This is a genomic window from Streptomyces sp. NPDC002793 (assembly GCF_040295485.1).
Classification (GTDB): domain Bacteria; phylum Actinomycetota; class Actinomycetes; order Streptomycetales; family Streptomycetaceae; genus Streptomyces.
Genome location: NZ_JBEOVL010000080.1, coordinates 1 through 13,568 on the forward strand (window position 1 = coordinate 1; position 13,568 = coordinate 13,568).

At 66.9% G+C, this 13,568-nt stretch carries 13 protein-coding genes; 5 read left to right on the top strand and 8 right to left on the bottom strand.

What is annotated here, in order from left to right; genetic code table 11:
* Nucleotides 1–271: 271 nt before the first annotated feature.
* The gene (locus ABT001_RS34755; protein ID WP_351285575.1) at nucleotides 272–1,711 is read right to left on the bottom strand and encodes an MFS transporter; all 1,440 of its coding nucleotides are present in this window, start codon (nucleotides 1,709–1,711) and stop codon (nucleotides 272–274) included.
* A gap of 438 nt (nucleotides 1,712–2,149) precedes the next feature.
* Between ABT001_RS34755 and ABT001_RS34760 the strand changes: the two genes are divergently transcribed.
* On the top strand, nucleotides 2,150–2,662 hold the full coding sequence (locus ABT001_RS34760) for an SDR family oxidoreductase (RefSeq protein ID WP_147985177.1): 513 nt from the start codon (nucleotides 2,150–2,152) through the stop codon (nucleotides 2,660–2,662).
* Here the strand turns inward: ABT001_RS34760 and ABT001_RS34765 are convergent.
* The 4 genes from ABT001_RS34765 to ABT001_RS34780 all read right to left on the bottom strand — a co-directional run bounded on the left by ABT001_RS34765 (nucleotide 2,557) and on the right by ABT001_RS34780 (nucleotide 5,802).
* Nucleotides 2,557–3,012 (bottom strand): Rrf2 family transcriptional regulator, encoded by a 456-nt coding sequence (locus ABT001_RS34765; protein ID WP_147985178.1) that lies wholly within the window; start codon nucleotides 3,010–3,012, stop codon nucleotides 2,557–2,559. The genes ABT001_RS34760 and ABT001_RS34765 overlap by 106 nt on opposite strands.
* 245 nt (nucleotides 3,013–3,257) lie before the next feature.
* Nucleotides 3,258–3,398, bottom strand: coding sequence for a hypothetical protein (locus ABT001_RS34770; protein WP_187281952.1), 141 nt, complete (start codon nucleotides 3,396–3,398; stop codon nucleotides 3,258–3,260).
* A gap of 241 nt (nucleotides 3,399–3,639) precedes the next feature.
* The gene (locus ABT001_RS34775) at nucleotides 3,640–4,392 is read right to left on the bottom strand and encodes an SDR family NAD(P)-dependent oxidoreductase (protein ID WP_147985179.1); all 753 of its coding nucleotides are present in this window, start codon (nucleotides 4,390–4,392) and stop codon (nucleotides 3,640–3,642) included.
* A 300-nt stretch (nucleotides 4,393–4,692) separates the two neighbouring features.
* A complete protein-coding gene (locus ABT001_RS34780; protein ID WP_351285578.1) occupies nucleotides 4,693–5,802 on the bottom strand; it encodes an alkene reductase in 1,110 nt (369 codons plus the stop codon).
* 264 nt (nucleotides 5,803–6,066) lie between these two features.
* Between ABT001_RS34780 and ABT001_RS34785 the strand changes: the two genes are divergently transcribed.
* From ABT001_RS34785 to ABT001_RS34800, 4 genes are all read left to right on the top strand, one after another.
* Entirely contained in the window at nucleotides 6,067–6,984 is a 918-nt protein-coding gene (locus ABT001_RS34785; RefSeq protein ID WP_147985181.1) for an alpha/beta fold hydrolase, read from the top strand.
* 44 nt (nucleotides 6,985–7,028) lie between these two features.
* The gene (locus tag ABT001_RS34790) at nucleotides 7,029–7,400 is read left to right on the top strand and encodes a VOC family protein (RefSeq protein ID WP_147985182.1); all 372 of its coding nucleotides are present in this window, start codon (nucleotides 7,029–7,031) and stop codon (nucleotides 7,398–7,400) included.
* A gap of 926 nt (nucleotides 7,401–8,326) precedes the next feature.
* Entirely contained in the window at nucleotides 8,327–9,082 is a 756-nt protein-coding gene (locus ABT001_RS34795; protein ID WP_351285581.1) for an SDR family NAD(P)-dependent oxidoreductase, read from the top strand.
* Between the two features lie 306 nt (nucleotides 9,083–9,388).
* Nucleotides 9,389–9,859, top strand: coding sequence for a nuclear transport factor 2 family protein (locus ABT001_RS34800; RefSeq protein ID WP_351285582.1), 471 nt, complete (start codon nucleotides 9,389–9,391; stop codon nucleotides 9,857–9,859).
* Nucleotides 9,860–11,035: 1,176 nt separating this feature from the next.
* Here the strand turns inward: ABT001_RS34800 and ABT001_RS34805 are convergent.
* The 3 genes from ABT001_RS34805 to ABT001_RS34815 are packed head-to-tail and all read right to left on the bottom strand — an operon-like array spanning nucleotide 11,036 to nucleotide 13,471.
* A complete protein-coding gene (locus ABT001_RS34805) occupies nucleotides 11,036–11,551 on the bottom strand; it encodes a hypothetical protein (RefSeq protein WP_351285583.1) in 516 nt (171 codons plus the stop codon).
* Entirely contained in the window at nucleotides 11,548–12,987 is a 1,440-nt protein-coding gene (locus ABT001_RS34810) for a hypothetical protein (RefSeq protein WP_351285585.1), read from the bottom strand. The genes ABT001_RS34805 and ABT001_RS34810 overlap by 4 nt, the downstream gene beginning before the upstream one ends.
* A gap of 49 nt (nucleotides 12,988–13,036) precedes the next feature.
* The gene (locus tag ABT001_RS34815) at nucleotides 13,037–13,471 is read right to left on the bottom strand and encodes a hypothetical protein (protein ID WP_351285587.1); all 435 of its coding nucleotides are present in this window, start codon (nucleotides 13,469–13,471) and stop codon (nucleotides 13,037–13,039) included.
* Between the last annotated feature and the right edge of the window lie 97 nt (nucleotides 13,472–13,568).

Below are 13,568 nucleotides of genomic sequence, written 5' to 3' on the forward strand. Positions count from 1 at the left end.
TGCGGAAGCTCCGCTGCAGCACGAACCGGATCACCGACATCGTGAAGGCAGTCCTCGTCCTCCACCACGCCTCAACATGAGGTTGGAAAAGGCTCCGTCGCCCTGGTTGACCGTTTCGGGAAGGCCTAGCAGTGCCGTCCTCCGAAGCCAGTGGCTCACCCTCGAGTGCGGAAGCAGCTGCTGGCGTTCGCCGCTGCCACCACACTGGGCGGCACTCGGTCGAAGAAGGTGGGCCGACCTGGGTGGTGCACACCCGCGGTCAGCCGGCGGGCTAGCTCCGAGAGCGTCGGGTGCTGAGACCGAAGAGGGCAACGAGCACGGCGGCGGTACCTAGGCCGGCCGCTGTCCAGAAAGCACCCGCCAGGCCGGGGACGAAGGCGCCGGGCTCGCCGCCGCTCGTGTGGACCGCGACGATGACGGCGATGCCCAGGGAGCCGCCCACCTGCTGAACCATCTGCAGAAACCCGGACATCGACCCGCTGTGCCGGGCAGGCACCCCCTCCATGATCAGCATCGTCCCGGGGGTGAACACGAGGGCGACACCGAGGCTGTGGAGCACCAGAGGGGCCACGACCCCGCTGACGTAGGTGCTGGAGTCGTCCAGGGCGGCGAACCAGACGAAGCTGATGGTGACCAGGGCCGTGCCGAGGACGAGCAACCGACCGGCTCCGAACCGCCGTACGAATGCGGGCACGAACTGCGTGACGATCAGGATGGTGCCTGTCAGGGGCAGGAAGGCGAGGCCGGCGACCAAGGCGCTCATGCCCAGCTCCCGTTGGTAGAACTGCACCAGCGTGAACAGCAGGGAGAAGTGGACCCCCACGGTGAGCCCCATGGCGCCCAGGGCCGTCGCGCGCTTGCGATGACGAACCAGGGAGAGGTCGAGCAGCGGGAGCCTGACGCGCCGCTCGACGGCGACGAACGTGGTGAGCAGGACGAGAGCGAGGACGAAGGTGACCACCGTTCCCGCGGTGGCCCATCCTGTCTCTGCGGCGTGCACGAAACCGTAGACGAGGGCCAGCGACCCGAGGGTCGCGGTGATCGCTCCCGCCACGTCCACCCGGCCTCCGGTCGGCCGGTCCTCCTTGACGAGCCATTGGACGACGAGAACGACGACGGCCCCGATGGGCAAATTGATCAACAGCCCCCACCGCCAGGAGAAGAAGGCGGTCAGCGCACCACCGACGATCAGGCCGAAGGACGAGCCCACTGCGGAGGCGGCGGTGAACAGGGCCATGTTCCGGCTGCGGGCATGCTCGTCTCGGGCGATGGCGGTGATCAGGGACAGGATGCTCGGTGCCGCGATGGCCGCTCCGACTCCCTGCGCCACCCGGGCGACGACCATGATCGTCGCGTCGGGGGCAAGGCCGGCGGCGAGTGACGCGAGGGCGAACAGCACCGTTCCGATGGTGAAGACCCGGACCCGGCCCAGAACGTCGCCGAGCCTACCGCCGAGCAGCATGAGTCCGCCGAAGGCCAGCGCGTAGGCGTTGGGCACCCATGACAGACCGGCGGGGGAGAAGCCGAGATCCTGTTGCAGTTGGGGGAGTGCGACCGTCACCACCTGCGCGTCGAGTTGCAGCATGAGCTGCGTGGCCAGGATGGCGACCGTGGCCAGGGCGACGAAGCGCGGCACGGCCACGGTGGGCACCCTGCGGTGTTCCGTCGGGGCCGGGGATGTATCGGCATCGCTGCCGGTGTAGACGGACATGCCACCTCATAGGGGGATGGTTGATGAAAACGCGGAGGGAGGCCGCACGTGCGAGCAGCTGGCACCTGCACGAGGGGCGAGGAGTTGCTTCTCGCCCGGCACGGCCGTGTAGTCGAAGCGATGCCGTTAGTGTAACTAGGATAGATACACTTTAGCAATTGTCGACGGCGGACCGGACTTCGACCGCGAGAGGCCCCGCGTCGTCCGCGACGTATGCAGGGCTTCTCCTCGTGGTGTCACCCGCCCGTGTGGCAGGACCGATACGAAGAGGGGTGAACATGAAGAACTGGATGACCGGATAGCACGCGTCACCGGCTGGGGGACGGTTATCGGGCGTGCCGTCGCTCGGTGAGCGCTGACGGTGGCAACCCTGGTATAAGCCTGTACGCGGCATCCAGGTCCGCCGCGCACTGTTCGGCACGCTCCTGAGCACAGGGGTTGGGTGGCCGAGGCGCCCGGGTAAATGGTCTCAGCCCCGGCCCTATCGAGACCGGGGGCTTCCGTGAATCCCAGGGCGAGACCTCGGGGGAGGCTGAGCGCACCGGGAACGCTGGGCCACGACCCCCTCGGTCGTACGGGGAAGCCGGCAGGGATGCCTCGGCGGCTCTCTTCCTCGCCACCGACGAGAGTTCCTTCGTGACCGGTAGGGAACTTCACGTGGATGGCCGTATGACTATCAGGCGCCCAGCGTGTCGGCGGTCGTGCGGCCGACACCTTGGTGTCTCGCGAGCCAGGGGCGATCGCGAGGCACGCAAAGTCGTCCTACCGGTACGCCAAGAGGGAGCGCCGTACGCCGGGCCGACGGCCACAGTTGCCGCGGCCGAGTGGCGTGACCTCGTGAACGGTCAGCGGGCCCCGGCGGATACGGAGTGGAACGCCAGCGTGTCGCGCAGGACGTCTGCCACGGTGGTGGCCGACAGTGACCGGCAGAGAGCCTCAGTCGCCTCTTGATACACCTGACCCAGGGCGTGCTGGATGCCGAAACCCACGTAGCACTCCGCGTTGGGATCCGAGGCGTGCATTCCGAAGATCGGCTCCTCGGGGAGTGCCTGGTAGACGTTGAGAAGAGAGATCTTCTCCGCCGGACGGGCGAGGTTCCAGCCGCCGTTGCGTCCGTGGGTGACCTCTACCAGTCCGGCATCCTTGAGCTGCCCGAGGCAGCGCCGGATGACGACGGGGTTGGTGTTGACGCTGGTCGCGATGCGCTGGGACGTCGCGACCTCTTTGTCGGTGCCCCGCCGGTCATACGCCAGCCAGGTCAGGATGTGGACGGCCAGGCTCATACGGCTGTTCGCGCTCACGCGGGCTCGCCTCCCTCGGTCGATGCCGGTACTGACTGGCGCTCGCGCACGCTGCCGGCGACACTAAAAACTGTAACAGTTACAGAAAAACCGGGCGCCGCGTGCTCCAGCCGGGTCGCATGCCGCTCGGGCGTCCGCGATCGTGACGCAGGCCATCCGCAGCAAGTCACGTGCCGACGTTGCTCGCGGAGCTGGGCTGCGCCGTTCGTCCCTGCTGTGCGGACATCGCACACGCCCGACAGGGATCACTGGTCAAGCTCCTGGCCGAGGGGATCGCTGAGGGAGGCGGCGATGCGCTGGGGCGTTGTCTCCCCTTTGTCGATGCCGCGCCGGTCGCACGCCAGCCAGGTCAGGATGTGCACGGCCGAACGCGTGCGACTTTTCACGCACACGCCGCACGCCCCTGACCCCTTTTCCACGAAGGAGCTCCCCGCTCCGCCAGCGCTGGAAAGCGCGACGACCGACGTTGCACCGATATTTCATGGTCACCGCGTCTGGGCAGTGCGACCGTGCGCGCCTACGGGGCGGGCAGCTGGGGCGCCCATGTATACCGCCGTCCGCACTTCCGGCAGGGCGGTTTCGCCGCTGTCCGGTCCGCAGCGAAACGTCCTGCAGGCCGTCTGCTTCCTAGACCTGGGCGAGGCCGCCATCGACAAAGAGTTCGGCACCCGTGGTGAACGAGCTCTGGTCGGAAGCGAGGAAGACGGCGGCGGAGGCCACTTCGTCCACGTGCCCTACCCGCCCCATGGGGATGGAGCTGGCGAAGTTTTCCTTGAGTTCGCGCTGCGCATCGGCGTCGTCACCCGCGAAGCGCAGGAGACCGGGGGTCTCGACGGGGCCGGGGCTGATCGAGTTGACCCGAATCTTGCGTCCCGCCAGCTCGGCTGCCCAAGACCGGGCAAAGTTGCGCGCAGCCGCCTTGGTGGCGCTGTAGACGCTCATCGCCGGAATGCCCTGGGAGGCATTGGTCGAGGAGGTGAGGATGACCGAGGCGCCCTCGGGAAGGAGTGGGAGCGCCTTCTGCACAGTGAAGAACATGCCCTTGACGTTGATGTCGAACGTTCGCTCGTACTCCTCCTCTGTCACGTCTGCGAAGCCTGTGACGCCGCCCACTCCTGCGTTCGCGAACAGCACATCGAGCCGTCCGCTGCGCTCCCTAATGGTCGCGAACAGGGCGTCGAGATCATCGAGCCTGGACACGTCGCTCTGCACCCCCACGGCGTCCGCGCCGATCGCTGCCACAGCGGCATCGAGCTCAGACTTGCGGCGCCCCGTGACGTAGACGGTGGCGCCTTCCCGTGCGAAACGCTGGGCCGCGCCCAGACCGATACCAGTGGTACCGCCCGTGACCAGGGCGATCTTTCCGTCAAGCTGTCCCATTGCCCACTCCTTGGAGAATTGCTCTGAGGCTGGCTCTGCAGGCTGCGGGGAGCCCGCCACCTCCAGTGAAGGACGCCGGAGGTGCTGCACCAGCCGCTCAAATAAAATATAACAGCTTTGATTACACTTTGCCGTGGGTGTCGGCGGCGACCCGCATCAGCGGTGTGTCGCCACCCCCTCACCTCGCCGCACTGCCACGCCGTGGTGCCGCGACGCGGCCTTGTGGCAGCCCGGGGGCGGACCACAAAGCGAGCGAGCGGGCCGCGCCGAACGACGGCAGGCTCGGGCCCGCCCGTATCCCTAGATATGTTCGCCTTGGAGGAACGGGTAGTCGGTATACCCCTCGGGGCCGGATGTGTAGAAGAGTGCCGGGCGCGGCACGTTCTCCAGGTGCTCGCCCTGCCAGCGCTCCACCAGGTCGGGGTTGGCGATGGCCGCTCGGCCCACGGCCACGACATCGGCGTGAGCGGCCTCGATCAGCTCCACCGCTTCCTCGCGCGTCGTGATCGAGACGGACCCGCTGTTGGCCATCAACTTGCCACCGAAGCGCCGGCGCAACTGCTGGGCCAGCTCTCCCCCCAGCTCCTTGTGCAGGAGGGAAAGGTAGGCCAGGCCTAGCGGGCGCAGTTGGTCCAGTAGGTGACCGTAGGTGGCCAGGGCGTCGTCCCTGTCGGTCTCCAGGGCGTCCTTGATGTTGCGTTCGGGCGAGATCCGCAACCCGACCCGCCCGGCGCCGATGGCCTTCGCCACTGCCGTGACCACCTCGACGACGAAGCGGGCCCGGTTCGTCGGTGTGCCGCCGTACTCGTCGGTGCGGTGGTTCGACGCTGGGGAGAGGAACTCGTGTAGCAGGTATCCGTTGGCGGCGTGGACCTCTACGCCGTCCAAGCCGGCCTCGATCGCCCGGCGGGAGGCCGTGATGAAGTCCTCAAGTGCCGCTCGGGCTTCCGGGGCGGTCAGTGCCTGCGGCACTGGGTAGGGCTGCTTGCCCTTCTCCGTGTGTCCCTCACCGTTGATCGCGATCGCGCTGGGAGCCAGGATGCGCCGCCCTCCGTTGACATCGGGGTGGGTGACGCGACCGGCGTGCACGACCTGCATCACGATGCGGCCGCCTTGAGCATGCACCGCCTCGGCCACCCGCCGCCAGCCGGCCGCCTGTTCGTCAGTGACAATGCCCGGCTGCCCCACGAAGGCCTGCGACTCGCGGCTGGGGTAGACGCCCTCGGTGACGATCAGTCCGAGGCTCGCTCGCTGTCGGTAGTGCTCGACCATCAGGTCGCCGGGTATGCCGGAGGGGCCCGACCGCATCCGAGTCAGCGGGGCCATCGCGACACGGTTGGCGAGCTTGATGTCTCCGAGCGAATCGGGCGTGAAGAGAGACGGTTTCGCGGATGTCGATGCCGACGTCATTGATGTGACTCCGTTCCGGAATGGGTGAACGCACGGGTGGGGCCGGCTCCTGAGGTGTGGTGCGGGAGCACTCGTTCCGTCCCGTCACCACTCGCCGGGGGGCTCCGTCCCTCTTGGATCAACGGCGATGAGCCCCCACGGGCCCGCTTTTCCTTGCTCCGCAGGACGGCCGGTCCTGTCGGTGCGACACTGTGTAAGCTGTATCAAGGTTCGTTACATTAACGCGCCGACCGGCACCCCCTGTCAACTTCCAGGAGCACCCTCATGTCCGCACACCTCCACTCCCTTTCAGAAGCCCCGTTGAGCGAGGGCTACGACGCCGCCACCCGTGATGACCCGGAGTTCGCTCAGCACTTCGAGCACCACTTCACCACCATCGACGGCCTTCAGATGCACTACGTCGTCGGAGGCGATGGCCCCCGCACCATCGTGCTGCTCCATGGCTTCTCGGAGAGCTGGTACGAATATCGGGCGATCATGCCCGACCTGCTGCCGGGCCACACGGTCATCGCCGTGGACCTGCCGGGACTTGGGGACACCACCGGTGAGCTGCCCTCGCACGACAAGGCCACGCTCGCCCGCTACGTGCACCGCCTGCTCCTCCAACTCGGCCACCAGGAGGGGGTGCAGTTGGTCGCGCACGACTTCGGCAGCGCCGTCGCTTATGCCCTTGCGGCTCAGTGGCCCGAACAGTTCGACGGCTTGATGATCATGGACTTTGGCCTCGTCGGCGGTTCACTCACCTTCGACCAGCTCAAGCCGCTGTCGTTCCACTTCTCCTTCTTCCAGCAGGAACCGCTCTTCGAGCAGCTCGTAGCCGGACAGGAGCGCCTCTTCCTCTCGTACTTCTATCAACTTCTCGGCGCACCGGCCCCGGAGAAGAGCCTCGAGGAGTACGCGCGCGTCTACGGCCGGCCGGGCGTGCTGCACAACGGGTCGCGCTACTACCAGGCATGGCCGCAGGACGAGGCCGACAACCGCCGACTCATGCTCAAGCCCCTGGACATGCCCGTCCACATCATCGCCCAGGCGCAGCTCTTCGATGCGTTCCACACTGCCCTCAAGGACGCCGCTCCGCACGCGACCGGCAGCCCTGTCGAGGGAGTGGGGCACTGGCTCCTGCACGAGGCACCCGGACGCGTACTCAAGGAGATCAGGGCCTTCTTCGACTACCAGGACTGATCGTTTCCGTCCTTGTTCCGCACCACCACCATGAGGAGGAAAACGTGCTGGACCACGTGGAGATCCAGGTCGCCGATCCGGAGAAGAGCGCGGCGTTCTACGACGCCGTCCTCGCACCTCTGGGCGCCGGTCGTCGTATCGAGCACCAGCAGCGTATCGGCTACGGGCCCGGGCGCCCCGAGTTCTGGATCAGTCCGGTTGTCGGACCGGCATCGCCCTCACGTGAGACGCACCTCGGCTTCGCGACACCCGGCCGTGACGCGGTCGACGCCTTCTACGCCGCGGCCGTGGCCCAGGGGGCGCCGGTTCTGCACCAGCCGAAGGTGTGGCCGCAGTACCACGACAGCTATTACGCCGCCTTCGTGCGGGACCCGGACGGCAACAACGTGGAGGCCTTCTGCGAGAACCCGGCCTGATGCCGCTCGGCGTAACCGGTACGAGCGAGGGCCGAAGCGGAAATGACGATGACGCCACGTTTTCCTGCTTGCGCTCGTCCGGGACAGTAGCGGTCGTCCCGCCTTGAAGAGGGCCTCGTTCCACCGAGGGTATTGGTGCGGGTCGGGCCGGGCGTGACCTGGTGGGTTAGCCGGTGTCGGCCCCGGCTTTTGCTGTTGCGGGGGCGGTCGGTGGCGATGTTCGAGAACACGTGGATGCCGCCGCCACCGGCGGACCCCTCGCGCTCGTCCACGGCTTCATCCATACCACTGAGTCCGCTGGCCGATCCTGTCCTTCGTTCTCGCAGCAGTACTGCTGCTGCTGGGCTGAAGGCCGGCCGTCATGGCGCTCATCGGCGGCACCTGATCGGCCATCCTCCTCGTGGTCGTGCAGCACTGCCAACGCGCGCTGCATTTGGGCACCTGGCGTCGGGCTTCGCATTCACTCACGCTCACTGGGGCGCCCCTGATCACGGTGAGTTCGTCGCTTCCCTGCCCTCGACTCCGCCGGCAACTACGCCACGGGCCGTCCTGCCCGCGCTGCTCATCCAAAGCGTCGGGGCGGCCATGGGTTTCACCCCGACCGCAGTGGTGATCAGGCCCGGTCCGGAAGCGGAAGACGCCGGCTCCATGTCAGGCCTACTCCAGACCACCCAGCAGGTCGCAGGCTCCCTCGGCTTCGCGATCACCGTCGCGTACATGCCGCAGGTGACAACGCCGCCACCTTCCCCTTCAGCCCGGGCCCGACCTTCTGCGTAGCGGCAGCCACGACCTTCGCCGCCACGCCTCTGGGCCTGTTCGACCTTCACCCGCCCGGTGGCGGAGCCTGCCCGACAGCTCCGATCTCCTACCCGACACAACGAACACCACAGGGCCTCGGCCACAACACCAGAAGGAAGGAACTGACCATGGGACAGCTGTCCGACAAGGTCGCTCTCATCACCGGCGGCACCGCAGGTATCGGCCTGGCCACCGCCCGGCGCTTCATCGAGGAGGGAGCCTTCGTCTACATCACCGGCCGACGGCGACCGGAACTTGATGCCGCCGTCGAGAACCTCGGCACCCAGGCCGCCGGCGTCCAGGGCGACGTCGCCGACCCTCATGCCATCGGCCAGGTAATCAGCGCGATCAGGCAACGTCACGGCCGGCTGGACATCGTCTTCGTCAATGCGGGCGGCGGCAGCGTGATCCCTCTGACCAAGATCACTCAGAAAGACTACGACCGGCATTTCTCCGTCAACGTGGCCGGAGCGCTGTTCACCGTGCAGAAGGCCCTGCCTCTGATGACGAACGGCGGCTCCATCATCCTCGTCGGTTCGGTCAGCGCCTCCCGCAACGTTCCCCAGATGAGCCTGTACGGCGCGACCAAGGCCGCCCTGCGCAGCCTGGGCCGTTCTTGGGCCTACGAACTGACTGAACGCGGTATTCGCGTCAACATTTTGAGCCCCGGCCCCATCGATACCCCTGCCACCTACGTCGCGGCCGGTGCGCACGACGACGAGTCCCGGCAGCAGGTCAGGGACCAGATGGGCAGCAGCATCCCCCTGGCCCGCATCGGCCGCCCCGAGGAAGTGGCCGCCACCGCGGTGTTCCTGGCTTCCGACCAGAGCTCCTTCACCACGGGCGCCGAACTCTTCGTCGACGGCGGCCTGGGACAGATGTGACCGCACCCCCCCACCACCGACCACGCGACCGGACGGGCCGTCACAAGCCGGCCGCCCAGAAGGTACGGACATGACACGCGATCCCCACACCTGGCACATCACCGCCGCCTGAGCAGGCCTGGGGCAGTCACTCACCGAGACGCTGCTCCGACAGGGCCACCGCGGCGCGGCGACCGCGATGACCGCGTCGCCTGTGCGGACGAGTACATCGACACGCAGCACGCCAGCGACGTGCTGCTCCCTGACCTGACTTCTCCCGTCCACCAACGACCAATTCATGCACCACAGAAGCAAAGGAACAGGGTAATGACGCAGAACACCCAGCAGATCGACGGTCGCGACGAAGCAGAGATCCGGTCGGTGATCCTTGGATATGTGGAGGCGCTGGATAGCCGTGACTTCGGTCAGCTTGCGGACGCGTTCACCGACACCGCAGAGCTCGAAAACACCTTTGAGAGCTACATCCCGGGCGGCGAGGACTTCACCGGCGTGATGGCCCGGGGTGCGAACGGGATCGCAGGTGCCATTGGCGACCTCATGAGGCGGCTCGATGCCACCCAGCACTTCCTGGGAGCGATCTGGGTCGAGCCCACCGACGAGGGAGTACGCACGCGAACACAGATCATCGCCCACCACCACCGCGGAACCGGTTTCTACCACACCGGCGGCACGTACACGGACTCATTCGTCCGCACCAGCAACGGGTGGCGCATCGACCGCCGTGTATTGCACACCTTGTGGACCACGGGCGAGCCGAGCGTGGTCACAGGCGCCTGAACTCCTGCCGGATTGAGCGGCCGCTCCAGTGGCGAGAGAGCCGACTCCGGGCTCAGCGGTAGCTTGCTGGTCCGCTCTCCGCCAGGGACGGCGATGCAGCCGGCAAAGTGGGCCGCTCCGCGCAGGCATAGAAATCGAGCACTACGCAGCGTGACAGGGGGCAGGTCGAGGCCGGTAGTCTTTCCCGTCTCGGAGGAGGAGTCAGGAACGCGGCCGGGGATTTTTTCTGCGCTCCTCGGAGCCAGTTGTTGTACGTGTACAGGGGCGGTGTGGCGAACGCCTAACCAATCCCCGTTCGAGCCGGACCGAGAGGGATGCAGCCGGATGGAAACGGGCTGCTTTGTCCGTTGTTTTGGCATCGTCGCAGGTGAGGGGCGTCACTCTTATGGGTTCGAGTCCCACCCGCCCCACCGAGCGTCCCCGGGCAGAATCGTTCTGACCTGGGGAAACGCGTTTTTCGGGGCGTTTTTGCGTGCAGCGTTCGCCGCACGTAGGTGCAGCGAACGTGAGGCTTCGGCCCTTCAGGGCAGATCTCACATGGCTGTGAGCTGGCCTTTTGTGGGCCTGGCGTGTGTGGGACCGTTAAGAACGATCCCACGGCTGTTGGTCGATTTGAGACCGCTCTTCGCGGCGCGTTCTCCGGCAGTCGCTGAAGTCCGAACAGCACCGGATGCTTGTGGTCAGCGTGTGGCTGAGGGCGTCAGGCACTGGGATGAGTTGGGACGGACCGGACCGGCGGTCGCGTTGTCCGGCAAGGCGGCGGGGTGCCGACGGGCCCAGTGTCCCAGGCGCGTGGTCCGGCACCGGGGAGCGCGCCGCACCTTCGTCGAGGTGGATGCGCTGACGCGGTGCCCTCCGGGCGTGGGTTTCAGGCAGTGACGCGTGGTGTCCCCGCTTCAAGGGTGTCTTGTCGCCCACCCGCGAGACGGTGACGGCCTTGCCCGACGGGCAGCAGACGCTGTCCTCATGCCGATGCCAGTTCTCGTGGGCGGTGACCTGCCCACGCGCCAGGTCGAGGCGCTCGAAGCCGCTGGCGTGACCGCCCGCGTACTGCTGGGGAGTGGCAGTGCCCAGCAGCACGGGCTACTCGTCCTCGCTGGCGAAGACCAGGAAGGCCCACGCGGAGCCGGCCGCCAGGTCCCGGGCTCCGGGGCGGCGCAGGCCTCTCCCGGTCGGTCAGAACGCCTGCATGTACACCCGGGTTGTGCCGCGGTCCTGTTCGAGAACGTGGATCTCGATCCACTGGACCTCGCTCCGGCGGCTGTCCCCCACGCAGGGCGGGCAAACCCCGGTCCAACGGACACCTTTCTCGCTCTGGGGCTCGGCGAGGCCGAGGTGTCCGAAGAGTTCGGTGGGGGCCGGGAGGTCCTGGTTTCTGGTGCGCAGGGGCTTCTCGGGACGCAGGTCCTCCGCTACCCGCACCGCGGTCCTCTCGTCGGTTACGAAAGAGAGCAGGTAGATGTCCTCCTGCGGATTGATCTGCACGGCGCCCTTCACCTCTGTCGCGCTCTCGGGCACCGCCACCTTCATGAACGCCGATGCCTCCGGGGCGCCCATGTCCTTTCCCCAGTGCGAGGCGCGCTCGTCCGTCGTCCGGTGATCATCCTCGCCGGCACTCGAACAGGAGGTGAGCAGTAGGGCGGCCCCGAGGGCCGCGAGCAGCCGTGGCCGCAGGGCAGATCCGTTGTTCACCGGTTCTCCTCGTCGCCGCGCGAGACGTCCCCGCGGGACCCTTCGCGCCCAGGGTCCGCCGGTGTCACCCCGGGGGCTGAGCCACTGTTCAGATCCTGGGTGTAGGTGCTGCTGCTACCGCGCATATCGAATTCCTGGGCGAAGCCCACCTTGTGCAGTCGCCCCATGTCGTCGTCGGGAATGGTGACACCACCGGGGAACGTCGTCGATTTTCCGGAGTCCCAGTTGTACCGGTCCCACACGTTGACCTGGTAGTCGAGCGAGACCTGTGGCTTGCCGCCGTCGCCCGGACTGACGGTGACCATGCCCGACACGTTCTGCTGGTGCGACCCGACAGCGTGGAACCATTCGTCCTCCCCGAAGGTACGCCCGATTGCCTGGCTTTCCACGGGAACGACGACCGTCCTGTCGCCTCCGGCTTTCTCGAACTCATCGAGGGCCTTCTGACGCCATGCTTCCTGGTTCTCGGTGACGTGAAGCGTGCCGACGTCGGTCCGGAACCCGGAATCGTCGTGCAGGATGCGGTCGACGTCGAGGTCGAGCGGCTCGCCGGTGCCGCTGAGATAGTGCTGCATGTTGCGGGATGCCGCGACCTCTCCTGTGACATCGCCACCTGCGGCGATCGCTTGAGCCTGCGTCAGGACCCAGAGATCGTGAGCGGTGGGATGCTCCGTGTCGAATGCTCCCGAGCCGGCGTCGGCCTGCCTCCACTCGTACAGCGGGGCCATGATCCCTGCTTCTCGAAGGTCGTCGCCGCTCTCTCGCAGCAGGATGCCGCGGGTCACCGGATCGAGATCACGCCACCACTCCGCCACGGCGGCCCGCCCCTTCGGCATGTTGGCGGCCTTGCCGGCCTCCTCCAGGGAGGGATAAGGACTCTTCACAGGGCTTCTGTTGAAGCCGTTCATGGTCCCGTCCATGATGTCGGAGTCGACCACGGCGGCTGCGAGGGCGAGTCTGATGCCGTCGTCGGCGTCAGTGACCGCCTGGACCGCCTGGTCGAGGAGATCGCCCCACCGAGTCACCTGAGCGTGCACACTTTCCTGGTAGCCGGGGTCATGCACGTACGCACTGCGTGCACTCTGACTGAGCTGTTCGGTATCGAACGAAACCACGCCTTGGTCGGAGACGCGCATGCCGCCCTTGAACGCGTCGGTGCGCACGGTGTTCACCCTGCCACGGAGGGCGGCCAGCTGGGTGTGTGAATCCCGCAGGATGGACGCAATCGCCTTGGCCTCCTGCTGAGCCCCCTGCAGCTCCTTGAGCGTCACGGTGAACCGGTAGTTCGCTGCATCGGCGCTCTGGCCGACCCACGACTGTCCGAGTGCGACGCCATGGACATCCCGTTCGTACTGCTCCTCGATCGCCTTGAACTTGCCTGCCATCTCATCCCACTTGTCGGCGGCGTCGGTGAGTTTGGACAGGTCGCTGCTCATCACTTCGTGATAGGTCGGCACGCATCCCCCGGGGCGGTCGGTCGGCTGGTCAGTAGTCGTCGATCGGGGACGGCGGACCCAGTTGAGAGCCGATGCCGATGTCGTCGTTCCGGAAGTCGATGCCCGTCTTGCTCAGGGCGTGCTTCTCCGACGCCAGTCGACCCAGCAGCGCCTTGACCTGCTGCTCCCACGTCCGGTGCGCCTTCTTCAACGCACCCGACGTGTCCCAGCCGTACCCGTCCCTGGCACCGAGCTCCTTGACCACAGCTTTCACGCTCTCGGCGGCGTGCTTACCGTCCCTCTCGACGTCGGGTTCCAGATCATCGTTGATGGCCTTCGCTGCCGCCTGCTTCTTTTCCGGGCTCGCGGCGAGATCCGGGGCGCCGCCGCCCCCAGCCGCCGGGGCGAGCTGATTCAGCCGCATCGAGTCCGTGCGCTGGGCGGCCACATCGTCCTTGATCTGCTTCCACTCGTCCCAGGCCATGGCCCCCGTTATCTTTTTCGCGGTCCTGCAATGGGACCGCTGGCCTCCGGGCCCGGCATGACTGTGTCCCCCTGTCGAAGACATGACCTGGGGGGTG

Coding starts and splice junctions, on each gene's coding strand:
- ABT001_RS34815 (WP_351285587.1), bottom strand. CDS start 13,471: ATGGCCTGGGACGAGTGGAAGCAGATCAAGGACGATGTGGCCGCCCAG.
- ABT001_RS34780 (WP_351285578.1), bottom strand. CDS start 5,802: ATGACGTCGGCATCGACATCCGCGAAACCGTCTCTCTTCACGCCCGAT.
- ABT001_RS34775 (WP_147985179.1), bottom strand. CDS start 4,392: ATGGGACAGCTTGACGGAAAGATCGCCCTGGTCACGGGCGGTACCACT.
- ABT001_RS34785 (WP_147985181.1), top strand. CDS start 6,067: ATGTCCGCACACCTCCACTCCCTTTCAGAAGCCCCGTTGAGCGAGGGC.
- ABT001_RS34810 (WP_351285585.1), bottom strand. CDS start 12,987: ATGAGCAGCGACCTGTCCAAACTCACCGACGCCGCCGACAAGTGGGAT.
- ABT001_RS34795 (WP_351285581.1), top strand. CDS start 8,327: ATGGGACAGCTGTCCGACAAGGTCGCTCTCATCACCGGCGGCACCGCA.
- ABT001_RS34800 (WP_351285582.1), top strand. CDS start 9,389: ATGACGCAGAACACCCAGCAGATCGACGGTCGCGACGAAGCAGAGATC.
- ABT001_RS34755 (WP_351285575.1), bottom strand. CDS start 1,711: ATGTCCGTCTACACCGGCAGCGATGCCGATACATCCCCGGCCCCGACG.